This window comes from Pseudomonas sp. R11-23-07 (assembly GCF_003852295.1).
In the GTDB taxonomy this organism is placed as follows: Bacteria; Pseudomonadota; Gammaproteobacteria; order Pseudomonadales; family Pseudomonadaceae; genus Aquipseudomonas.
In genome coordinates, this window is sequence record NZ_CP027761.1 from 526,573 (window position 1) to 549,442 (window position 22,870).

Consider the following 22,870-nt stretch of genomic DNA (forward strand, 5'->3'; position numbering starts at 1 on the left):
GATTGAACGTTCAATCAACAAAGAATAAGCTCTGCGACAAATGGTCGCTGCCTACAGATATTTCCTACCTGGCAGCCGCGACCTCTGACACCTGCGAAAACCCCTGAAACAGGCCGTATCAGGGCCTGGCTACCGCTTCGGCGGGGTTGAGGATTTTCGGGGTGTCTTTATAACACCCGTCCGTCGACTGCCGAAAAATCGATGTCCCGGGATAACCGTTGCCTTGTGTTTCTCTCTCGCACTGCCCGGAGCATCTGCGCCATGAGTTCTGCCTCTCTTATAAAGACCCCGCCGGAAAAGGTCCGGGTCAACGGTTGGGTGTTCTACACCTCCACCGCGCTGATTCTGTTGTTGACCGCCATCCTGATCATCGCCCCGCAGGAGGCCGGGCGCATGCTCGGCGTCGCCCAGGCCTGGCTGTCGAAAAGCTTCGGCTGGTACTACATGGTGGTCATCGCCGCCTACCTGGTGTTCGTGGTCGGCCTGGCGTTTTCGTCCTACGGCAAGTTGAAACTGGGCAGCAAGGACGACACCCCGGACTTCAGCTACGGCGCCTGGGCCGGCATGCTGTTTTCGTCGGGCATCGGCATTTCGCTGCTGTACTTCGGCGCCTCTGAGCCCCTGGATCACTACTTCAACCCGCCCGAAGGCACGGCCGCCAGCAATGGCGCGGCACGTCAGGCGCTGCAACTGACCTTCCTGCACTGGGGCCTGCATGGCTGGGCGATCTATGCGCTGGTCGGCCTGGCCGTGGCGTACTTCGCGTACCGCCACAACCAGCCGCTGGCCCTGCGTTCGGCGCTGTACCCGCTGGTGGGCGAGCGTTGGGTGAAGGGCGCGGCCGGCCATGCGGTGGACGGTTTCGGCATGTTCGTGACCCTGCTGGGCCTGGTGACCAACCTGGGGATCGGTTCGATGCAGGTGTCGTCCGGGTTGGAAAACCTGTTCGGCATGGCGCACAGCAACACCAACCTGCTGATCGTGATCATTGTGATGAGCACGGTGGCGACCATCGCTGCGGTGTCGGGTGTGGAGAATGGCATTCGCCGCCTGTCCAACCTCAACATCGTGTTGTTCAGCGGTTTGCTGATCTTCGTGCTGCTGTTCGGCCCCACCCTGCACCTGCTCAACGGCCTGGTGCAAAACACCGGTGACTACCTCAACGGCATCATTCTGAAAACCTTCGACCTCTATGTGTACGAAGGCGACGCCGACAAGACCGAGCGCTGGATGGGCCTGTGGACCCTGTTCTACTGGGCCTGGTGGATTTCCTGGGCGCCATTCGTGGGCATGTTCATTGCGCGCATTTCCCGTGGCCGCACCGTGCGCGAACTGGTCGCCGGCGTGCTGCTGATCCCGCTGGGCTTCACTCTGGCGTGGTTGTCGATCTTCGGTAACTCGGCGTTGGACCTGGTGCTGAACCATGGTGCGGTGGAGCTGGGCAAGACTGCGCTGGAACAGCCGTCCATGGCCATCTACCAGCTGCTTGAGCATTACCCGGCGTCGAAAGTCGTCATTGGCGTGTCGATCTTCGTGGGCTTCGTGCTGTTCTTGACGCCTGCGGATTCCGGCGCGGTGATGATGGCCAACCTGTCGTGCAAAGGCGGCAACGTGGATGAAGATGCGCCGCACTGGCTGCGGATCTTCTGGTCGGCGGTGATCACCCTGGTGACCATTGGCCTGCTGTTCGCCGGCAACTTCGAAGCCATGCAGACCATGGTGGTGCTGGCGGGGTTGCCGTTCTCGGTGGTGCTGATTCTGTTCATGTTCGGTTTGCACAAGGCCATGCGCCAGGATGTGGCCATCGAACAAGAGCAGGCGCAGTTGGCTGAACGCGGGCGCCGGGGGTTCAGCGAGCGCCTGACCGCGCTCGACCTGCAACCGAGCCAGGGCACCGTGCAACGCTTTATGGACAAGCACGTCACGCCGGCATTGGAAGAAGCCGCCACAGCGTTGCGCGAGCAGGGATTGGAAGTGCAGACCTTGCTGGGCAAATCCAAACGCTGCATCGGTGTGCGGATCGAGATGGAAGAGGGCAACCCGTTCGTCTACGAAGTCAGCCTGGATGCTTATTCCTCGGCGCCCACTGACCTGCCCGAAGAAGAACGCACCCGCTACTACCGCGCCGAGGTGTACCTGCACAACGGGCCGCAGGAATACGACCTGATGGGCTTCACCCAGGAGCAGATCAGCCGTGACGTGCTCGATCAGTTCGAAAGCCATCGGCAGCTCCTTGGCCGGGTTTATAGCTGAAGCCAAGCAATGCCCTAAATGTGGGAGGGGGCTTGCCCCCGATTGCGGTGTGTCAGTCAGCACATTTGATGCTGATACACCGCAATCGGGAGCAAGCCCCCTCCCACATTGGCCCGGTTCCTTCAGTTGTTTTGCGGTGTTGGTCAGCCCAGGTTTTTGCCTAGGAGGGCGTGATACAGCTCGCTGTCGCCCAGGATCCCCACCACCTTGTTGTTGTCATGCAACACCAGCTTGTTTCCCGTCTGATAGCGAATCTGCAGCGCATCACGCATGCCGATATTGGAATCCACCAGCGTCGGCACCCGGTCCAGGCCTTCTACCGCTTGGCCCGGCGCCCAGTTCTGCAGGTTCATTACCACGCCATTCTGGCGTGCGCCCTGGATGGTGTTGCCTTCGGCCAGGTCCAGCCAGGAATCTCCGCCTGGGTCCAGGCATACCGAACCGTTCACCCGCGTGCAGTTATCCAGCGTGCGCATCAGGCTGCGGCCGCACAGTACGTTGAGTGGATTGGTGTGGGCGACGAAGGTGCGCACATAGTCGTCCGCCGGGTTCAGCACGATTTCTTCCGGCACGCTGTACTGGATGATCTTGCCGTCTTTCATGATCGCGATGCGGCTGCCCAGCTTGAGGGCTTCGTCGAGGTCGTGGCTGACGAACACGATGGTCTTGCTCAGCTTGCGTTGCAGCTCCAGCAGCTCATCCTGCAGGCCCTGGCGGATCAGCGGGTCGAGGGCGGAGAAGGGTTCGTCCATCAGCAGGATATCGGCGTCCATCGCCAACGCACGGGCCAGGCCCACGCGCTGTTGCATGCCGCCGGACAGCTCATCGGGCTTCTTGTTGCGCCATTGGCTCAGGCCCACCAGCTCGAGTTTTTCATCGACCAGGGTGCGCCGTTCTTTCTCTGGACGGCCCTGCATTTCCAGGCCGAAGCTGATGTTCTCGCGCACCGTCAGCCAGGGCATCAGGGCGAACTTCTGGAACACCATGGCGATGCGTTTGGTGCGCATCATTTTCAGCTCGGCGGGGGTGCAGGACGCGATGTCGATCTGGCGACCTTCATGCTCCACGAACAGCTGGCCACGGCTGACGGTGTTGAGGCCGTTGATGCAGCGCAGCAAGCTCGACTTGCCGGAACCCGACAGGCCCATCAGCACACAGATCTCGCCTTTTTCCACATCCAGGCTGGCGTTTTCAACGCCGACAATCTGCCCGGTTTTCTTCAGGATTTCGTTACGGCTCATGCCCTGGTCCAGCAGCTTGAGCGCTTCGCGTGGGTCTTTGGAAAAGATCACGTCGACTTTGTCGAATCGGATAATGCTCATGCATCACCCCCTACTTTGGCATCGGGTTGTTTGCAGATACGGTCGAGCATGATGGCCAGCAACACAATGGCCAGCCCGGCTTCGAAGCCCAGGGCGATGTCAGCGGTGTTGAGTGCGTTGACCACCGGCTTGCCGAGGCCATCGGCGCCGACGAGCGCTGCGATCACCACCATCGACAACGACAGCATGATGCATTGGGTAATACCGGCGGCAATGCTCGGCATCGCGTGGGGCAGTTCAATGCGTGAGAGCAACTGGCGGCGCGAGCAGCCGAACGCCTTGCCGGCATCCATCAACTCTTGCGGTACATCACGGATGCCCAGGTAGGTCAGGCGGATCGGCGCGGCAATCGCGAACACCACGGTGGAAATCAAGCCGGGCACCACACCCAGCCCGAAGAGGGTCAGGGTAGGGATGAGGTAGACGAAGGTCGGTACGGTCTGCATCAGATCGAGAACCGGCCGCATCATGGTGTAGAACATCGGCTTGTGCGCGGCAACAATGCCCAGCGGCACGCCGATGACCACGCAGACCAGGGTGGCGAACAGCACCTGCGCGAGGGTTTCCATGGTTTCCTGCCAGTACCCCAGGTTGAGGATCAGCAGGAAGGAGGCGATGACAAAGACGGTCAGGCCCCATTTGCGTTGGATAAAGTGAGCCAGCAGCGCAATCAGACCGATCAATGCCAGCGGATTGAACCAGGTCAGCGCAAACGTCACGCCGTGGATCATCGTTTCCAGTGTCGATGCGATTGCGTCGAAGTAGTTGGCACCGTGTTGGGTCAACCAGTCGACGAAGGCAGCGATGTACTGGCCTAGTGGGATTTTCTGTTCAGTCAGCATGGTAGTGAATGTCCACATGCGAAGAGGAAAACATCCCGGGGCAGCGCACCGCCCCGGGGTCAGCGGGTGCTATTTGGCGAGGTAAGCTTTAACGGCATCGAGACCTGGTTGGCCATCAACGGTGGTGACACCGGCCAGCCAGGTGTCGAGGATTTGCGGGTTCTTCTGCAGCCAGGCCTTGGCGGCAGCATCGGGCTTCATTTTGTCGTCCAGGACGTTGCCCATCAGGGTGCTTTCCATGTTCAGCGTGAACTGCAGGTTTTTCAGCAACTGGCCCACGTTGCTGCATTCCTGGGTGTAGCCCTTGCGGGTGTTGGTGTAGATGGTGGCCTGGCCGTAGTTGGGGCCGAACGAATCGTCACCCCCGGTCAGGTACTTCATCTTGAAACGCGTGTTCATCGGGTGCGGTTCCCAGCCGAGGAACACGATGGCCTGGCCGCGCTTGGTGGCGCGTTCAACCTGGGAGAGCATCCCCGCTTCGCTGGACTCGACCACTTTGAAACCGGCTTTCTTGAGGCCGAAGGCATCCTTGTCGATCAGCGTCTGGATGGTGCGGTTGCCGTCGTTACCCGGCTCGATGCCGTAGATCTTGCCGCCCAGCTCATCCTTGAATTTGGCGATATCGGCGAAGTCTTTCAGGCCCTTGTCATACAGCGCTTCGGGCACCGCCAGGGTGTACTTGGCGTTTTCCAGGTTGGCGCGTACGGTTTCCACGGTGCCGGCATCGCGGTACTGCTTGATGTCGTTTTCCATGGTCGGCATCCAGTTGCCGAGGAAGATGTCCATGTTCTTGCCGTCAGCCAGGGACTTGTAGGTCACGGGGACCGAAATCATCGTGGTGCGCGGCTTGTAGCCCAGGCCCTTGAGGATTTCGCTGGTGGTCGCGGTGGTGACGGTGATGTCGGTCCAGCCGACATCGGAGAAGTTGACGGTCTTGCATTGTTCCGGTTCTGCGGCGTGCGCCATGACCGGCAGACTCAGCATGGCGGCCAACAACAACGAGGGTGAACCTTTCATCGGGGTAGACTCCTGTGTTTTTTCTGGCGGCATTCGCCGCGCTTTATAGGTGCTGCTATTGGAGTATGCGTCGGACAGCTCTGGCACGGTGCCTTGCAAACGAGTCGAGACTGATCATGTACCAGTGAAAATCTGACGCCTACAGGGGGCGTCGTATCCAGTACAGGGAGGGTCGCATCCAGTGTCGGTGACGTCGCTTACAGATTTTTACCACAGTGAAACTGCAGTTTTTACTCATCTGCACCGCTAAAAACGGCCAAAACAGGCGATCGCACGTTAGCGACGCTGGTGAGCATGGGTGCGTCGGTGTGAGACGCCGTGACGGCGGATAAAAGCTGGATGATGCCGCCATCTGGGCGATCTGAGCGTAGCACCTCGTTCAAGCCTGGCCGCGCTTATCGAGGAGTTTCAGGTTAATGGCTATCAGCGTTTTCGACTTGTTCAAGATCGGCATCGGGCCCTCCAGCTCTCACACCGTCGGCCCCATGCGCGCTGCGGCGTTGTTCGTTCAAACGTTACGCGAACGTGGCCTGTTGGAACAGGTTCGGCGTGTCGAAGTGCAACTCTACGGTTCCTTGTCGGCCACCGGCATCGGCCATGGCAGCGACACCGCCACCATTATGGGGCTGATGGGCGAGTGGCCGGACGCAATCGACCCGTCCCAGATTGGCGTGCGCATCCACACGCTGCGCGAAACCGACACCCTGTTGCTCGACGGTCGCTTGCCGGTGCCGTTCATATGGTCACGGGACATGCGTCTACTCGACGAAAACCTGCCGTTCCATCCCAACGCCATGACCCTGGTGGTGTTCGATGCTGACGGCGAGTTGCACCGCGACACCTACTATTCGGTGGGCGGCGGCTTTGTGGTGGATGAAGCCCAGGCCCAGAGCGGCGTGGCGGACATGGACCGCACCGAGCTGCCGTATGACTTTTCCAGCGCCGCAGAACTGTTGCAGCTGTGCAAGACCCACAACCTGCGCGTCGCCGAATTGATGCTGGCCAACGAGAAGGTCTGGCGCTCCGAAGAAGAAATCCGCAGTGGCCTGATGACCCTGTGGCGTGCCATGCAAGCATGCGTGGAGGAAGGCCTCAAGCATGAAGGCATCTTGCCCGGTGGCTTGAACGTGCGCCGTCGCGCCGCCAAATTGCACCGCAGCCTGCAGGAGTTGAACAAACCCAATGTGATCGGCTCGACCTTGAGCGCCATGGAGTGGGTGAACCTGTTCGCTCTGGCGGTCAATGAAGAAAACGCCGCCGGTGGGCGCATGGTGACGGCGCCCACCAATGGCGCAGCGGGGATCATTCCGGCAGTGCTGCATTACTTCATGAAGTTCAGTGAAGAGGTGACCGAGGCCAACGTGGTCGACTACCTGCTCGGCGCGGCGGCGGTGGGCATTCTGTGCAAAAAGAACGCCTCGATCTCCGGCGCCGAAGTCGGTTGCCAGGGTGAAGTCGGTTCCGCCTGCGCCATGGCCGCAGCGGGCCTGGCGGAAATTCTCGGCGCCACCCCCGAACAACTGTGCAACGCCGCAGAAATCGGCCTGGAACATAACCTGGGCCTGACCTGCGACCCGGTGGGCGGCTTGGTGCAAGTGCCGTGTATCGAGCGCAATGCGATTGCGGCGGTCAAGGCGATCAACGCCGCACAAATGGCCTTGCGCGGCGATGGGCAGCATTTTATCTCCCTGGACCGGGTGATCCGCACCATGCGCGATACCGGTGCGGATATGCATGACAAGTACAAAGAGACGTCGCGGGGCGGGTTGGCGGTGAGTGCGGTTGAGTGCTGAGACCGGGTCACCTGCATCGGCAGACGCAGGTGATCTCAGGCCTTCACATGGCCCAACGGCGCCAACTTCGCCAACCTCAACGCCACCAGCAACGCGCCGATCAGCAACGCCAGGATAAATGCGCCTATTCCGTTCCATCCGGCAAAGTGCCAGAAGAATCCGCCCGCCGTCCCGGCAATGCTTGAACCTGCGTAATAGCAGAACAGATACAGCGACGACGCCTGTCCCTTCGCCTTCACCGCACGACGGCCGATCCAGCTGCTGGCCACCGAGTGGGCGCCGAAGAAGCCGAAGGTAAAGATCAGCATGCCCGGCACCACCAGCCATAGCGGGGTGAAGAGTGTCAGGGTCATGCCGGCGAGCATCAGCACAATGGTGCCCCACAGCACGCGGCGGCGGCCCAGGCGGTCGGCGAGCGAGCCGATTTTTGCCGAGCTGTAGATGCCCGACAGATACACCAGCGACAGCAGGCCGACCACGGCCTGGCTCAGGTCATACGGATCGGCCAGCAAGCGATAGCCGATGTAGTTGAACAGCGTGACAAACGCGCCCATCAGCAGGAAGGCTTCAAGGAACAGCCACGGCAGGCCCGCGTCCTTGAAGTGCATGACAAAGCCGTCCAGCAGGTTGCGCGGCTTGAGGCTGCTGGCGCGGAAGTTGCGCGATTCGGGGAGGATTTTCCAGAACACCGTCGCGGCGATCAGCGCCAGGGCGCCGATGATCAGCATTGCGGTGTGCCAACTGACGAAGTCGATCAGCACGCCAATGATCAGGCGCCCGCTCATGCCGCCAATCGCATTGCCGCCGATGTACAGGCCCATGGCCAGGCCGATGTGCTGCGGGTGGATCTCTTCGCTCAGGTAGGTCATGGCCACGGCGGCCAGGCCGCTCAGGGACAAGCCCACCAGCGCCCGCATCAACAGGATGCCTTCCCAGCTCGGCATCAAGCCGCTGGCAATGGTGGCCAGCGCTGCGCAGAACAGCGCGGCGACCATCACCGGCTTGCGCCCCAGCCTGTCGGAAACCGGCCCGGTAATCAGCAGGCCGAAAGCAAGCATCGCGGTGGCGACCGACAGGATCAGGCTGCTTTGTGCGGCATTGATGGAAAACTCGTGGGACAGCGCTGGCATCATCGGCTGCACGCAATACAACAGGGCAAACGTGGCAAAGCCGCCGGAGAACAGCGCCAACACCGTGCGCATGAACATCGGTGTGCCTTTTTCGATGTACTCGTCGTTGAGCTGCGCGACGACCTCATCCAGGGCAGTGTGCGGGGCTTCTTGGGCGTGTGCAGCAACAGCAGATTTCACGGTGACCTCGGGGAGGAAAGACTGCCACGGCCGGCAATACGAAAAAGAATATAGCTGGCTAATGATTCTTTCCAATATATTGTTCGACCCGTTTGATAGCTTTAGCGACCTAATGAGGTTTGAATGGAATTACGTCACCTGCGGTACTTCATCGCCGTCGCCGAGGAGCTGCATTTTGGCCGCGCCGCGCAAGTGCTGGGCATCTCGCAACCGCCGTTGAGCCAACAAATTCAGGCGTTGGAGCAAGACGTGGGCGCGCGCTTATTTGAGCGCACCAATCGTCGGGTCGAGCTGAGCGAAGCAGGGCGACTGTTTCTGCACGAGGCGCGCCTGGTGCTGGCGCAGGTCGATAAAGCGGCAGACGTCGCGCGACGTGCGCAGCTGGGAGAGCTTGGAGAGCTGAAAATCGGCTTCACGTCGTCGGCGCCGTTCAACGCCAGCATCCCGCAGGCGATCTTTGCGTTTCGCCAGGCGTTTGCGGCCGTGCATTTGAGCCTGCAAGAGATGAGCAGCACCCAGGTGGCCGAATCGTTGCTGGATGAGTCGATCCAGGTCGGGCTCATGCGACCGTTGCCATTGCCGGATTCCCTCAGTGTGATCGAACTGATGCGCGAGCCTTTGGTGGCGGTATTGAGCGCCGGGCACCCGTTGGCCCAGGGCAGCGAAGGCGGCTTGCACCTGGCGCAATTGGCTGACGAACCCTTTGTATTTTTCCCGCGCAGTTATGGCAGCGGCCTCTACGCACAATTACTCAATCTGGCCCGCGACGCCGGGTTCAGCCCGCACTTTGCCCAGGAAGCAGGCGAGGCGATGACCATCATCGGCCTGGTGGCGGCGGGCTTGGGGGTATCGGTGCTGCCCGCGTCTTACCAGCGTATCCGCATTGATGGCGTGGTGTACCGCACCTTGCTGGACCCGGAGGCGGTGACGGCGGTGTGGCTGGTGCAGCGCAAGGGCGCGCAGTCGCCGATGGCGCAGGCGTTTGTGGAGTTGTTGACGCGTAAGGCGTCGGTGTAGGCCGGGTCACATCCGATCGTTCCCACGCTCCGCGTGGTAATGCATCCCGTGACGCTCCGCGTCACTCAGGTGAAGGGGACTGCAACCGTGCACTCGCGGCGGGACGCAGAGCGTCCGAGGCAGCGTTCCCACGCGGAGCGTGGGAACGATCCAAACAATCGGCGTTACTGCATTCCCGCCGAGCGCAACCCGGCCATGATGTCGCGGTCCAGCATGCTCACCCAACGGTTGTAGTTGCGATGGATCTTGCCGTCCTTGTAGCCCAGGTCGCGGCTGTCGCGGTAGGTGATGGCGTAGCTGTTGCGGGTGTAGCGGATGTCGATGGCTGCATAAAACTGGTTGCGCACGGTGATCTCGGCCTGCACCAGTTGCGGGCTCAGGCGTTGTACCGTCCACTCGCGTTTTTGCAGGGCAGCGACGATCACCTGTTTCATTTTTTCTTCGCTGACCTGAGTGGTGGCCGGCAGTTCGTGCTGGGTGTTGAGTACCGGTTTGTTGGTGCAGCCGGCGGTGGTCAGCAGGGCCAGGGTGATCAGGGTCGCGCGTAGCAGGGAAGACATTCCGTTTTCTCCAATTGATTTAAAAGTCAGGACCAGCGGCGGAAGATCAACGAGGTGTTGACGCCGCCGAAGGCAAAATTGTTGTTCATTACGTAGTCGTGATGCATCTCGCGAAAGCCACCTTGCAGGTAATCCAGCGCGCCGCAGTGCGGGTCGACGGCGTCCAGGTTGAAGGTGTGCACGTATTGGTCGCGGTTCATCATCTCGATGCTGAACCATGACTCCAGCGCCCCGCACGCGCCCAGGGTGTGACCAAGAAAACTCTTCTGCGAACTGATGGGCATGCGAGGGCCGAACAGGCTGCTGGTGGCCAGGGTTTCGGCGATGTCGCCCTGGTCGGTGGCGGTGCCGTGGCCGTTCACGTAGCCGATGGCGGACGGCTCAAGCCCGGCATCCTCCAGCGCCAGTTCCATGGCGCGACGCATGGTTTTCTGCTCCGGGCGGGTGGTGTGCTGGCCGTCGGCATTGCTGCCGAAACCAACCAGTTCGGCGTGGATATGCGCACCCCGCGCCAACGCGTGTTCCAACTCTTCCAGCACCAGCATGCCGCCGCCTTCACCGATTACCAGCCCATCGCGGCCGCTGTCGTAGGGGCGCGGGCTGGTTTGGGGCGCGTCGTTTTTCAGGCTGGTGGCGTAGAGCGCGTCGAACACCATGGCCTCGGTGGGGCACAGCTCTTCCGCGCCTCCGGCCAGCATCAAGGGCAGGCGGCCGAACTTGATCGCCTCGTAGGCATAACCGATGCCCTGGCTGCCGCTGGTGCAAGCGCTGGACGTGGGGATCAAGCGGCCGGTCAGGCCAAAAAAAATGCTGATATTCGCTGCCGTGGTGTGCGGCATCATGCGCACGTAGGAGTTGGCATTCAGCCCCTCGGCCACCGAATTCAGCAGCATATTGCCGAACGCTTTGATCTCGTCGGTGCTGCCGGTGGACGAACCACACGCCACGCCCATGCGCCCGTCCTTGATCGACGCGTCGCCGAGCAGGCCGGCATCCTGCAACGCCTGCTCCGCTGCCCACACCGCCAGGCGCGAGACACGGCCCATGCTGCGCAGCTGTTTGCGCGTCCAGTGGGCGGGCACGACGAAATCGTCGATCGGCCCGGCCAGGCGCGTGTTCAGTTCGGTAAAACGGTCCCACTCATCCATGCGCCGGATGCCGCTGCGGTTGGCGCGAAAGTTGGCCGCGATGGTGTCCCAATCGCTGCCCAGGGAGGTCATGCCGGCCATGCCGGTGACGACGACGCGCTTCATCAGCACAAGCCCCCGTTTACGGCCAACACTTGGCGCGTGATATAGCCGGCCTCGGCCGACATCAGGAAATTCACCGCCCCAGCCACTTCTTCCGGGGTGCCCATGCGCTGCGCCGGGATCATCTTCATCAGCTCTTGCACCGGGACGTTTTCATCCAGCATGGCGGTGTCGATCAAGCCCGGTGCGACACAGTTGACGGTGATCTTGCGCTTGCCCAGCTCGATGGCCAGCGCCTTGGCTGCGCCGATCAGGCCCGCTTTGGAAGCACTGTAGTTGACCTGGCCACGGTTGCCGATCAGCCCGGAAACCGAGGTGATGCACACGATGCGCCCGGCGGCACGCCGACGAATCATCGGCATCATCACCGGGTGCAGCACGTTGTAGAAACCGTCGAGGTTGGTGCGCAGCACCACGTCCCAGTCCTCTTCCGACAGGGCCGGGAAGGCGCCGTCGCGGGTCAGGCCGGCGTTGAGCACCACGCCGTAATAAGCACCGTGCTGCTCCACATCGGCCTCAAGGATTGCCTTGCATGCGGCGCGGTCTGCCACATCGAACTGCAGCACCCGCGCCTGGCGGCCCAGGGCCTGGATCTCGACCTGTACCGCGTCGGCTTCGGCCCGCCCGCTGCGACAATGCAGCACGATGTCATGCCCGGCCTGGGCCAGGCGCAGGGCAATGGCGCGGCCGATGCCACGGCTGGAGCCGGTGACCAGTACGGATTCAGTCATGGCGTTTCGTCCTTCGTTTCAGCTAAATAGTTGGCCGCCTGGGGCGGTCGAAATACGTTCAAGCGTGCGCTGGCCTGGATTCCATCGCCAGTGAGGTGGCATTCGAACACCCCCATGCCATTGTCGTCTTCCAGGGAGCGCAGGCCGTGGATGTTCAGCTCGGCGCCGGCGGGGAAGTGCTCCACGTTGCACTCGAACTTACGCGTGCCCAACAGGAAGCCCAGTTCCACCGCCAGGCCCTGCTGGCGCGCGCGACAACCGGCATAGGCGGCGACGCTTTGCGCCATCAACTCGATACCGACCCAGGCCGGCAGGCTGCCGTCTGCGCGGTTGAACAGGCCACCGGGCTTGACGGTGAGGCGGGTATGCACCTGCTCTTCATCGAACGACAGCACCTGGTCGAGCAGGATCATATCGCCCGCGTGGGGCAGCAGTTCGGCGAGTGGCCAATCGATCATGGGGCCTCTCCAATAATCAGGCTGACGTTGTTGCCGCCGAAGGCAAACGAGTTGCTCATCAGGTAGGGTTTTTCCAGGGTGTCGCCCTGTTGCGCCCACTGCAACGCGGGCAGCGCCGGGTCAAGGTGGCCGTCCCACACATGGGGCGGAACAAGGCCGTGAGTCAGGCTCAACCAGCAGAACGCCGCTTCCAATGCGCCCGCCGCGCCGAGGGTATGGCCGCTCATGGGTTTGGTCGATGAACAGGCCACGCCGCCCGGAAACAGGCTGGCGACCGCCTGGCTTTCCATGGCGTCGTTGTGTTGGGTGGCGGTGCCGTGCAGGTTCAGGTAACCGATCTGCGCAGGGGTAAGTTTTGCGCTGGCCAGGGCCTTGCGCATCGCCTGCAACGCACCCTTGCCGCTGGGCTCGGGCGCGGAGATATGGTGCGCGTCGCAACTGGCGCCACTGCCCAGCAGGGCGACCGGCGCCGCCTCGCGGCTCATCACGAACAACACCGCCGCTTCGCCGATATTGATGCCGTCGCGGTTCACCGAGAACGGATTGCAGCGCTCGGCAGACACGGCTTCCAGCGCGGTAAACCCGTTCAGCGTCAGCCTGCACAGGCTGTCGACGCCGCCGCAGAGCACCGCATCGCACACGCCCAGGTCGAGCAGGCGCTGGGCGCTCATCAACGCGCGGGCGCTGGACGTGCAGGCGGTGGAAATCACATAGGCCGGGCCGCTCAACTGCAGCCAGTCGGCGAGGAAATTCGCCGGAGCGCTGAGTTCCTGCTGCTGGTAGTCGTAGTCGCCAGGGAACGCGTGATCGCGCAGGTAGTGGGCAATGCCGCGACTGGCTTCGTCGATGCCCGAGGTGCTGGTACCCAGCACAACGCCCACCCGTGAGGCGCCGTAGGTGTCGACCACCTGGCGAATCTGCGCCTCAATCTGCAACGCCGCTTCCAGCAGCAACTGGTTATTGCGGCTGCTCTGCTGGCCCAATTGCGCCGGAATGGTTGCCAGCTCGCCGCGCACCGCCGCGACCGGCACCACGCGCTCCGGCACCCAGCCGCTCTCGGCGCGCATGCCGCAACAGTCACCGGCAAACAGGCTGCGGCTGACCTCGGCCTGGCCGCGCCCAAGGGCACAGATCACGCCGAGGGCATTGAGGTAAGCGGTCATCGGCCGACTCCCAGCGGAGTAATGCGATAGCTCAACGGTTGGCCCGCCATGTTCACGCTGAACACCTCCGAGGACTGATAGACGATTTGCCAATGGCCCGGCAGCGTTCGCGTGAGGTCCATGGCCTGGGCCGAAGGATACAGCGCACGCACGTCATCCGCCGAGGCCAGGGCAAACAGCAGCGCGGCGAACAGTTCTCGCGCCTGGGGATTGGGCGGCAGCAAGCCATCGGCCTGCCATTGCCCGTCGATCAGCTTCTGCCGGGCCTGGGGAATGCCCAGCGGATCCATCATCGACCAACGAATCGCCGCGCCTTCACGCTGGATCACCAACAGCCAGTCCTGGCTGCGCTCGCCCTCCAGGCGTTGCACATGCAATTGCATCGGCAAGGCCAGCGCCGGGATTTTCTCGGGTAACGGCGCCTGGCTGGCGCACGCGCTGAGCAGCAACAGGCAGCCCATCAACAGCCAGCGCATCATGAGCTCGCGGCCTCTAACGGTTTGCGCGCCACACAGTTGACCAGGGTTTCCTCACGCTGACCCACCGGCGGCGCCTTGCGCAGGCCCCAGCGTTCCAGCAGGCCGAAATCGCTGGAACGGCTCCACCACAAATAGGGATACGAGACGTTCCGCGCGCCGAATTCAAAGCCTTGCTCGCGCAGCATCTGCAGATACTCCTCGGCGCTTTTCTGCACGTGCATCGGGTGGCGGAACAGCCAGCGGATTACCCAGGTGTCGATATAGGCTTCGGTGGACTCGGCAAACAGCAAATAGCCGCCCGGCTTGAGTACCCGATAAAACTCCTTGAGTGCGCGATGTTGCTCGACCAGGTGGTGAAAGGTCTGGTGGCAAAACACGATATCGACGCTGGCGTCGGCGACGTCGAGGGTGGCGCAGTCGCTGCCGATCAGCTCCACGGCCAGGCCCTGGCGAGCGGCTTCTTCGCGGCTCAGGGCCAGGCTGTGAGGGTCGGCATCCAGGCCGATCAAACGCGAGGGCGCGAAGACCTGCTGCAGCAAGTTGAAGGATTTGCCCTGGCCGCAGCCGGCGTCGAGCAACACCGGCGCCACCGGCAGCGGTTCGCTGAACAGGCTGCGCAGGTCGTTGATCGCTACGCGCAATACATGGTGCTGCCAGGTGTGGCTGCGCAGGAACCAGAAGCCGAACCGGGTTTCTTCGACGTAGTTCTTACTCAGGTAGTTTTTTTCAACGGCAGGGCTGGTCATACCGTCTCACTCGCGCAGATTTGCGACAGCATGCGCAGGCGCCGCTTGGGCTCGCTGACAAACGGATTGCGTTCATCCCAGGCGTAACCGGCGAGGATCGAACTGATCATGCGGCGAATATCCGGCGAACTGCCGGCGTGGAAAATCACATCCTGGAACGTCCCGGCGTACCAGCCCTCGACGTAGCAGCGGAAGGTGTCGACCCCGCGCTTCAACGGTTCGGCGAACTCGGTTTGCCAGTCCACCGTTTCGCCTTGCAGTTGGCGATGCAGCAAGCCGGCGGCCATGCTCGCCGAGCGCATGGCGATGGTCACGCCGGAAGAGAACACCGGGTCGAGAAATTCCGCCGCGTTGCCCAACAGCGCAAAGCCCGGACCGTGCAGGGTTTTGACGTTGGCCGAATAGCCGCCGATGCTGCGCGCCGGGGTGTCCCACACGGCGTTTTGCAGCACGCCGGACAGGCTCGGGGTTTGCTCGATAAACCCGCGCAGGCAGGCGTCGAGGTCGCCGTCGTGGCCGTCGAAGTGCTCCTTGGCCGCGACCACGCCCACCGAGCAACGACCGTTGCTGAACGGGATGGTCCAGAACCAGATATCGCGCTTCTCGGGATGGGTGGTCACCAGAATCTTGGTGCGGTCGAAGCCTGGGTGTTCGATGCGGTCTTCGACGTGGGTGAACACGGCCTGGCGCAGCGGGAAATTCGATGGGGCTTCAAGGTCCAGCAGGCGCGGCAACACGCGGCCATAGCCGCTGGCATCCAGCACGAATTTGGCCTTGAGGTGGTACTCGCTGCCATTCTCGCGGCGTACGTGCAGGTAACGACACTCGCCGGAAAAGTCCACGCCGACGATGCTTTCGCCGTAGCGGATTTCCACACCCTGCAGTGCCGCCTGATCGGCCAGCAGCTTGTCGAACTCGGCGCGCTGCACCTGGAAGGTCGTCGGCTTGCCGTTGCTGAAGGTGTCACCGAAATCGAACGCGCTGTAGCGCTCGCCCCAGGCGAACGCGGCACCGGTTTTCAGTTGAAAGCCGGCCGCCTGCACGGCGTCGAGCATGCCGGCTTCTTCGATAAAGTCGATGCAGTGCGACAGCAGGCTTTCGCCAATCGAGAAGCGCGGAAAATGCTGGCGCTCGATAACCAATACATCATGCCCTTTGCGCTTGAGCAGCGCGGCCGCGATGGCCCCGGACGGCCCGGCACCGATCACCACCACTTGGCGACGTTCCATTTCAACTGTGGGCACGAAGGCTCCTTGCCGCTTTGGCGATAATCACATTCATAAGGCGTGTTTCTGTTGCCCGGCCCAGGGCGCCAGCATAAAGCTGAATGCCAGGCCGAGGCTGACCGACAGGCCGAAATTGCTCACTGCCGGGGTACTGGAGACGGCCAGCAGGCCGAACGATAACCAAGTGGTCAGCGCGGCCAGTAAGGTTCCCAGCAGGCTCACGGCAGCACCGCCGATCTGCTCGCGCATCAGGATCGCATAATCGACGCTGATGGCCGTGACCAGCAGCAGGCCGAACAGGCTGAACAGGGTCAGCGGCTGCCCCAGCCAACCGAGGCTGGCCAGGCTGCACAGCGCCGCCAGCAGCGGCAGCGCGACGATGCGCAAGGCGCCGATGAAGCCGAAGGGCAGCATCAACAGCACCACGATCAGTACACAGGACAGCAACTTCAACTCGGCGGCGCTGATTTGGGTGTCGGCGAACACGCGGTTCAAGTCACCCAGGCGATCCACCAGTTGCACGCCGGGCAAGTCCACGGCCTGCACCCGCAGCAAGGCCGGGTTGTTCAAGCCTTGCAGGCTGACCATCGCCGCCACGCCGCCGTCTACCGGGCCCAGCCACAGCGTACGCCATGGCTCGGCCAGCGGGCCTTTGAGCGCGGCGTCGATGTCTTCGGTGGGCAGCGCCTGCAACTGCGCGACTTCGGCCTGCAGCGCGGCGGCGGGCACGCCGAGGTCCAGCAGCGGTTGCCAATGCTGCGCGAGTGTATCCAGCGCCGCGCGCAGTTGCTGTTGTTCGGCGGGCAGGTTGACCAGCTGATTCAGCGCCAGGTAACCCTGCAGCTTGTCCATATTCACCAGTTGATCCAGGCGCTGGCCGAGGGCGGCCTGGCGTTCGAGTAACTGCTGCTGAGTCTCGGCGCGCACCAGGAAGAACTGGCTGGTGGGCTGGAACCCGGTGATGCGCGCCACGGCCTGGGCCTCCTGCAACAATTGCGGCGGTGCGCCGATCCACTGGCGGATATCGTTTTTAGTGTTCAGCTGCCACAGGCCACCGGCGCAGAACAACAGCACCCACACCAGCAGCACCGAGCCTGGTACGCGCTTGATCAATGCAGCCCGCCACTGCCACAAGCGTTCGGCGATGCGCAGCGGCCATTGTGCCGGGCGCAGTTCCACACCGCTGAGCAGCGCGGGCAACAGGCACACGGCTGAGAGATAAGCACCGACCAGACCGGCTGCGGAGAACACCGCGATTTGTGTCAGCGCCGGGAACGGCGTCCAGGCCAGGGCCAGATAGCCGATGCAACTGGTGGCCAGGCTCAGGCTCAGCCCTGGCAGGGTCAGGCGTAATGCCGGCCAACTGCGCCAGGGTTGCAGGCTCCAGCTTTTGGACAGGTAGTGCAGCGGGTAATCCACCGCCACGCCGATCAGGCTCGAGCCCAGCACCAGGGTCATCACATGCATATGGCCGAACAGCGCCACACAGGCCACGGCGCCAAACAGCATGCCGACCACGACCGGCACGAACGCCAGCAGCACCCGCCAGCGCCGGAACGCCAGCAGCAGCAACAGCAGGATGCCCACGGTTGCGCCGCCGCCGACCCAGGTGATTTCCCGCGTGGCTTGCTGCTGCCCATTGGCCGCATAGAGCAAGCCGCTGGCGGCGAGCAGTTGCACACCTTGCTTGCCTGCCTCGGCGCGGCTGGCCTGGAGCAGATCGGCCACTTGCAGCGGCAGTTTCATATCGAACGCATTGCCGGTGGTGCGCGCCCGCAGCAGCACCCAGCTTTTGCCGTCGGCATCGGCGATCAGCGCGCCGCTGCCGATATCCAGCTGTACCGCCCCGTGTTGCGGCTGGCTGTTCTGGATGCGCCCGGTCAGGCCCAGCCAGTCGTCCTGGCTCGGCACCAGGCTGAAGCCGGTAAAGGGGTCGAACAGCGACTGCACACGCTGCTGGATAAAGGCCTCAGGCTGTTCGATCAGTTGCTCGCGGTCCTTGGCCGCAAGCATCGCCAGGCGGCCGCGCAGCAGCTGTTCGCGCAGCGCCGGCAAGTCGGCTTGCAGGTTCCATTGCACCTTTTCAAACAGGCCGCTGGCTTGCCAGCGCTCGGCCAGTTGCTGCGCCACGGCCAGCGCTCGTTGGCGGTCGGCGTGCCCCACCAGCACCAGCATCTCGCGGTTCAGCGGCTCCTGCATGCGCTGCTCGGCTTGCAGCTCCAAGGCGTCCGGCGTACTGCCGGGCACCAGTTCCATCAGGTTGGCCGACAGCGGCGCACCCTCGCGCCACTGCCAGCCGGCCAGGGCCAATACGGCCGCCAGCAGGGTCAGGAACAGGCGCGGCAGCAGGCGCTCACTGGGCAAAGTCATGTTGCTCGGCAATGCTCAATGGCTGGTCGGCGCTGCTGTCCTGCATGCGCAGCAGCGTGCTGTCGCCCTGGGTTTCCAGCAGCTCAATGGTATTGACTAGCTCGCCGCCGTCGATATTGATCTGGGTAAAGACCTGCTTGAGCAGCAGCGAACGCGGGATCAGCGTCAGCTTCCATTGCTGGGCTTGCCCTTGCAGTTGCAGTTCGAAGTCACGTTGCAAGCCACTGCTGTCGCCCTGCAGCACCGCAAGGAACAGGCGATTCTGCTCGGCGCCGGCGCTCTTGTTCGGCAGCAATTGCCAGCCGTTGGCGTCACGCCGGGCGATGCCCTGGGCGCTGATGCGGTAGTCCTGTTGCAGCGGGGTCTTCAACAGCCACAGCAAGCCGTGGTCCTTGGCGAGCACGAAGGTGCCTTTGCTGACCAGCGGCTGGGGCAGGGCGCGCAGGTGTTTTTCCTGGATGAAGTTGCCGTGGATCACGCGGGGTTTGGCTAGTTGATCGCTGAGCTGTTGCAGGTCGAAGGCGTGGGCGCTGAAGCTCAGCAACGCGGCGGCCACTGTAGGAGCGAGCTTGCTCGCGAAAAACCTGAGGGCCCTGCGGGGCGTCAGGTGCAGCGCGTTATCGTTGGCGATCTTCGCGAGCAAGCTCGCTCCTACAGGGGATCTCATTTCAAGGCCCTTTCTACGGCGTCGGTGAATATTTTGGGGGAAGCGAGTTGCATCTCGCGGCTGGCGATCTCTACCGCCACTTGCACGGTGCTGGCGCGGGTCAGGCGTTCGCCGCTGGCGAGGTCGGTGATCAGGTAATTCACCTTCAAGCGATTCTCCCACTCCACCAGGCTGGCGCGCACGTTGAGGGTTTGGTCGAAGGTCGCGCCGCGCACATAGCGCAGCTGCATGTCGATGATCGGCCAGGCGTAGCCGGCTTCGAGCATCGCGGTGTAGTTGTGGCCGATTTTGTCCAGCAGCGCGCAGCGCGCCACTTCCAGGTATTTCACGTAATGCCCGTGCCACACCACGTTCATCGAGTCGATATCGAAAAACGGCACGAGGATTTCAGTGTCGCTGTGCAATACGCCGGGACTACGCATGCAGCCTCCAGTGTTGCGCGGCAATACGTTGCAGGCACAGGCGCAGTTCGCCTTCCAGGGCGCGGTCTTCAATGACCGGCGGGAAATCCTTGGCCAGCGCTTCATGCATCGCCGCCAGCGCCGGTGGCAACGGCCGGGCATCGTCGGCCTGGGCGCGAAGCCATACCCCTTGGTTGGCGGCGAGCAAGGTGGCGGCGGCAACCTGCTCGGTCAACTCCAGTACGCGGATCGCATCGCGGGCGGCGATGGTGCCCATGCTCACTTTGTCCTGGTTATGGCACTCGGTAGAGCGCGAAAACACGCTGGCCGGCATGGTGTTTTTCAGCGCTTCGGCGGTCCAGGCGCTGGTGCCGATCTGCACGGCCTTGAAGCCATGGTTGATCATCGCGCGGTCGGCCGGCGCGCCCGACAGGTTGCTCGGCAGGCCGTGGTTGTAACGCACGTCCACCAGCAGCGCCAGTTGGCGGTCGAGCAGGTCGGCGACGTTGGCCACCAGGGTTTTGAGGCTGTCCATGGCAAAAGCGATGTGCCCGCCGTAGAAGTGCCCGCCGTGCAGCACGCGTTCGGCTTCGGCATCGATGATCGGGTTGTCATTGGCGCTGTTCAGCTCGATTTCGATAAACGAGCGCAACCAATTCAGGCTGTCGGCCAGCACGCCGAGCACATGGGGCGCGCAGCGCAGCGAATAGCGGTCCTGCAGGCGGTGCAGCGGTGCAGTCGGTGCATCGATAGCCAGGTCCTGGCGCAGCCAGGCGGCAACTTGCATCTGCCCGGGGTGGGGCTTGGCGGCGAACAGGCGTTCGTCGAAGTGTTCCGGGTTGCCTTGCAGCGCCACCACATTGAGCGCGGTGATGCGCGTGGCCAGGTGCAGCAGGTAGTCGGCGCGGGCGAAGGCCAGGCAGGCAATGCCCGTCATCACCGCAGTGCCGTTCATCAATGCCAAGGCTTCCTTGGGCCGCAGTACCAGCGGCTGCCAACCCAGTTCGCGGTGCACGTCGGCGGCTTGGCGCCGTTCGCCACGAAACAGTACTTCACGCTCGCCGGACAAGGTCGCCGCCACATACGACAGCGGCGTCAGGTCGCCGCTGGCGCCCACCGAGCCTTCTTCTGGAATCAGCGGCAGCACATCGTGTTCGAGGAACCCCTGCAGGCGCTCCAGCAATTCCACACGCACGCCGGACACGCCGTGGCACAGCGACTGCAAGCGCGCCGCCAGCACGGCGCGGGTGGCTTGGGCGTCGAGCAATTTGCCCAGGCCGCAACCGTGGAAGGTGTAGAGATGACGCGGCAGCGCTTCGACATGGTGCAACGGCACCGCGACCACGCACGAGTCGCCGTAGCCGGTGGTCACGCCGTAGATCACGCCTTCCTTGTCCAGCAGCGAGTCAAGAAACTGCGCGCCCTTGGCGATGCGCTGGCGATACGCGGCATCGTTCTGCAAGCAGGTAGGCACCTGACGGTTGGCCAGGGCCAGTACGTCTTCGATGCGCAGGGGGCGTTCGCCAAAGGTGATCGGCTCAAGAGGCGTCGTCATCGGTCTTCCAGAAAGGGTAAAAGTTGAACCACTGTTGAGGCGCCTGCAGGCAGAACTCACCCAGGCGCGTGGCGTAGCGGGCGGTCCACAGGGCGATGACCTGCTCGCGGGTGCTGCGCTTCCATTCAATCGATTGCGCGAAGGGCTCGATGGTCAGGCGATAGCGGCCCTGGTGCTTGAGGCACATCAGCAGGTTGACCGGGCATTTGAGCAGGCCGGCCAGCAGCCACGGACCTTGGGGGAACGCGGCTGCATGCCCGAGGAAATCCACGCACACCGTGCGCCCGCCGTGCAGCGGGATGCGATCGCCGGCAATCGCCAGCCATTCGCCGTCGTCCAGGCGCTGGCTGAGCAGCAGCATGGTGGCCGGGTCCAGCTCGCTGACCTGGATCAGGCGCAAGTGGGTCGCGCCCGCTTCGCCCAGCAGGCGATTGAAACGCTCGGCATGCTTGGTGTGCACCAGCACATTCATGGTCACGCGTTCGCCGATTTCCGCCAGGGCGCGGCACACTTCCAGGTTGCCCAGGTGCGCGCCCACCAGCATCTGCCCGCGCTCGCCCCGCAATTGGCCGCGTAATTGCGCCGGGTCGTTGATGTCGATCTGTTCCAGGCGCAGCTTGCCGTTCCACACGTCCAGCTTGTCGAGCAGTGAGTCGGCGAAGGCCATGAACTGGGCAAAGACCGTCCTGTGGCTCGGCAGCAGGTCATCACGCCCGCTCCACTGCGCCAGGCGCTGCTGGTAGTGCCAGGCGCTCTGGCGCGCGGTGCGGCCGAACAGGAAAAAGTACAACACAATGCTGTAGAGCAACGGGCTCAACAGGCGGCGGCCGAGGACTTTTGCCGCGACCGCCGTGAGTTTCATCAACCAGAAGCTGCCGCGCTCCTCGCGGTCGGCCCAGTGTTTACCGCTGTCGCTCATGCCTGCCACCGGCGCCACAGGATGGCCGGCGCGCGCACCAGCATGCCGAAGAACAGCCGCGTGTGCATGGCGCTGATGCGCAGGTTGTCGCGGAACAGGCGGAAGTGCGACAGGCCGTCGGCGGGGTAATGCACCTGGGTCGGCAGCCAGCGCATGGGCTGGTTGCGCCAGGCCAGGCGCACGAGGATGTCCGAGTCGAAATCCATGTGCGTGCCAATGTAGGCCGAGTCCATCAGCGCCAGCGTGGGGGCCAGCGGGTACACGCGAAAGCCGCACATCGAGTCGCGAATCTGCAGCGACAGGGTGTTGATCCACACCCACACGTGGGTCAGGTAGCGTGCGTAGAGGCGGCCTTTGGGCACGCTGTCGTCGTATTCGGGGTAGCCGCAGATGACGGCGTCGGGGTGCCGGCGCGACGTGTCGATGAAAGTCTCGACTTCGCGCAGGTCATGCTGGCCGTCGGCATCCACCTGCAGGGCATGGGTGTACCCCAGCCGCGCGGCTTCGCGAAAGCCCGCCATGACCGCGCCGCCCTTGCCCTGGTTGCGGGGCAGCGTCAGCAGGGTGACATGTTCCAGCGTCGCCAACTGGGCCAGCACCGCCGCGCAGGCCGCGCTGCTGCCGTCGTCCACCAGCAGGCAGGGCAGGCCGCTGTCCAGCAGGCTGTGGACCACGGCGGGCACGGCGGCTTCGTGGTTGTAGACCGGGATCAGGGCGCAGGGGTTATGCATGGTGGACCTTCTCAAGGTTGTCGCTCATCTTGTGGCGAGGGAGCTTGCTCCCGCTGGGCT

The 22,870-nt window shown here is 63.1% G+C and carries 21 protein-coding genes; 3 read left to right on the top strand and 18 right to left on the bottom strand.

Going from position 1 to position 22,870, the window contains the following annotated elements; all coding sequences use genetic code 11:
• Positions 1-318: 318 nt before the first annotated feature.
• Complete coding sequence (locus C4J84_RS02215; protein ID WP_256660181.1) at positions 319-2,253, top strand: BCCT family transporter; 1,935 nt, start codon at positions 319-321, stop codon at positions 2,251-2,253.
• Positions 2,254-2,396: 143 nt separating this feature from the next.
• On the opposite strand, the gene choV is transcribed toward C4J84_RS02215, so the two are convergent.
• The 3 genes from choV to C4J84_RS02230 form a co-directional block, all read right to left on the bottom strand.
• Positions 2,397-3,575: a choline ABC transporter ATP-binding protein gene (choV, locus tag C4J84_RS02220; RefSeq protein ID WP_124369312.1), complete on the bottom strand. Its 1,179-nt coding sequence runs from the start codon at positions 3,573-3,575 to the stop codon at positions 2,397-2,399.
• Complete coding sequence (choW, locus tag C4J84_RS02225; protein ID WP_003194913.1) at positions 3,572-4,417, bottom strand: choline ABC transporter permease subunit; 846 nt, start codon at positions 4,415-4,417, stop codon at positions 3,572-3,574. Before choW ends, choV begins: the two co-directional genes overlap by 4 nt.
• 69 nt (positions 4,418-4,486) lie before the next feature.
• Positions 4,487-5,434, bottom strand: coding sequence for a choline ABC transporter substrate-binding protein (locus C4J84_RS02230; RefSeq protein ID WP_124365538.1), 948 nt, complete (start codon positions 5,432-5,434; stop codon positions 4,487-4,489).
• A gap of 416 nt (positions 5,435-5,850) precedes the next feature.
• On the opposite strand from C4J84_RS02230, the gene C4J84_RS02235 reads away from it, so the two are divergent.
• Complete coding sequence (locus C4J84_RS02235; protein WP_124369313.1) at positions 5,851-7,227, top strand: L-serine ammonia-lyase; 1,377 nt, start codon at positions 5,851-5,853, stop codon at positions 7,225-7,227.
• 35 nt (positions 7,228-7,262) lie between these two features.
• Here C4J84_RS02235 and C4J84_RS02240 read toward each other — a convergent pair whose 3' ends face one another.
• Positions 7,263-8,537, bottom strand: a complete 1,275-nt coding sequence (locus tag C4J84_RS02240) for an MFS transporter (protein WP_124369314.1) — start codon at positions 8,535-8,537, stop codon at positions 7,263-7,265.
• 123 nt (positions 8,538-8,660) lie between these two features.
• On the opposite strand from C4J84_RS02240, the gene C4J84_RS02245 reads away from it, so the two are divergent.
• Positions 8,661-9,554, top strand: a complete 894-nt coding sequence (locus C4J84_RS02245) for a LysR family transcriptional regulator (RefSeq protein ID WP_124369315.1) — start codon at positions 8,661-8,663, stop codon at positions 9,552-9,554.
• Between the two features lie 164 nt (positions 9,555-9,718).
• Here the strand turns inward: C4J84_RS02245 and C4J84_RS02255 are convergent, their stop codons facing one another.
• From C4J84_RS02255 to C4J84_RS02320, 14 genes are read right to left on the bottom strand one after another with little or no spacing between them, the layout of a single operon-like run.
• Positions 9,719-10,114 (bottom strand): hypothetical protein, encoded by a 396-nt coding sequence (locus C4J84_RS02255; protein WP_124369316.1) that lies wholly within the window; start codon positions 10,112-10,114, stop codon positions 9,719-9,721.
• Positions 10,115-10,140: 26 nt separating this feature from the next.
• On the bottom strand, positions 10,141-11,367 hold the full coding sequence (locus tag C4J84_RS02260) for a beta-ketoacyl-ACP synthase (protein ID WP_124365542.1): 1,227 nt from the start codon (positions 11,365-11,367) through the stop codon (positions 10,141-10,143).
• On the bottom strand, positions 11,367-12,095 hold the full coding sequence (gene fabG / locus C4J84_RS02265) for a 3-oxoacyl-ACP reductase FabG (protein ID WP_124369317.1): 729 nt from the start codon (positions 12,093-12,095) through the stop codon (positions 11,367-11,369). The genes C4J84_RS02260 and fabG overlap by 1 nt, the downstream gene beginning before the upstream one ends.
• The gene (locus C4J84_RS02270) at positions 12,092-12,553 is read right to left on the bottom strand and encodes a hotdog family protein (RefSeq protein ID WP_124369318.1); all 462 of its coding nucleotides are present in this window, start codon (positions 12,551-12,553) and stop codon (positions 12,092-12,094) included. Before C4J84_RS02270 ends, fabG begins: the two co-directional genes overlap by 4 nt.
• Positions 12,550-13,716, bottom strand: coding sequence for a beta-ketoacyl-[acyl-carrier-protein] synthase family protein (locus tag C4J84_RS02275; RefSeq protein ID WP_124369319.1), 1,167 nt, complete (start codon positions 13,714-13,716; stop codon positions 12,550-12,552). The genes C4J84_RS02270 and C4J84_RS02275 overlap by 4 nt, the downstream gene beginning before the upstream one ends.
• Positions 13,713-14,195, bottom strand: coding sequence for a hypothetical protein (locus C4J84_RS02280; RefSeq protein WP_124369320.1), 483 nt, complete (start codon positions 14,193-14,195; stop codon positions 13,713-13,715). The genes C4J84_RS02275 and C4J84_RS02280 overlap by 4 nt, the downstream gene beginning before the upstream one ends.
• Positions 14,192-14,941 carry a class I SAM-dependent methyltransferase gene (locus C4J84_RS02285; RefSeq protein WP_124369321.1) on the bottom strand — a complete coding sequence of 250 codons (750 nt, stop codon included), beginning with the start codon at positions 14,939-14,941 and terminating at the stop codon, positions 14,192-14,194. The genes C4J84_RS02280 and C4J84_RS02285 overlap by 4 nt, the downstream gene beginning before the upstream one ends.
• On the bottom strand, positions 14,938-16,185 hold the full coding sequence (locus C4J84_RS02290) for an NAD(P)/FAD-dependent oxidoreductase (protein ID WP_124369322.1): 1,248 nt from the start codon (positions 16,183-16,185) through the stop codon (positions 14,938-14,940). Before C4J84_RS02290 ends, C4J84_RS02285 begins: the two co-directional genes overlap by 4 nt.
• A gap of 33 nt (positions 16,186-16,218) precedes the next feature.
• Positions 16,219-18,537, bottom strand: coding sequence for an MMPL family transporter (locus C4J84_RS02295; RefSeq protein ID WP_124369323.1), 2,319 nt, complete (start codon positions 18,535-18,537; stop codon positions 16,219-16,221).
• Positions 18,521-19,204 (bottom strand): outer membrane lipoprotein carrier protein LolA, encoded by a 684-nt coding sequence (locus tag C4J84_RS02300; RefSeq protein WP_124369324.1) that lies wholly within the window; start codon positions 19,202-19,204, stop codon positions 18,521-18,523. Before C4J84_RS02300 ends, C4J84_RS02295 begins: the two co-directional genes overlap by 17 nt.
• Positions 19,201-19,626 (bottom strand): thioesterase family protein, encoded by a 426-nt coding sequence (locus C4J84_RS02305; RefSeq protein ID WP_124369325.1) that lies wholly within the window; start codon positions 19,624-19,626, stop codon positions 19,201-19,203. Before C4J84_RS02305 ends, C4J84_RS02300 begins: the two co-directional genes overlap by 4 nt.
• On the bottom strand, positions 19,619-21,160 hold the full coding sequence (gene hutH / locus C4J84_RS02310; protein ID WP_124369326.1) for a histidine ammonia-lyase: 1,542 nt from the start codon (positions 21,158-21,160) through the stop codon (positions 19,619-19,621). The genes C4J84_RS02305 and hutH overlap by 8 nt, the downstream gene beginning before the upstream one ends.
• On the bottom strand, positions 21,144-22,079 hold the full coding sequence (locus C4J84_RS02315) for a glycosyl transferase (RefSeq protein ID WP_124369327.1): 936 nt from the start codon (positions 22,077-22,079) through the stop codon (positions 21,144-21,146). Before C4J84_RS02315 ends, hutH begins: the two co-directional genes overlap by 17 nt.
• Positions 22,076-22,810 carry a glycosyltransferase family 2 protein gene (locus C4J84_RS02320; RefSeq protein WP_124369328.1) on the bottom strand — a complete coding sequence of 245 codons (735 nt, stop codon included), beginning with the start codon at positions 22,808-22,810 and terminating at the stop codon, positions 22,076-22,078. The genes C4J84_RS02315 and C4J84_RS02320 overlap by 4 nt, the downstream gene beginning before the upstream one ends.
• Positions 22,811-22,870 lie beyond the last annotated feature (60 nt).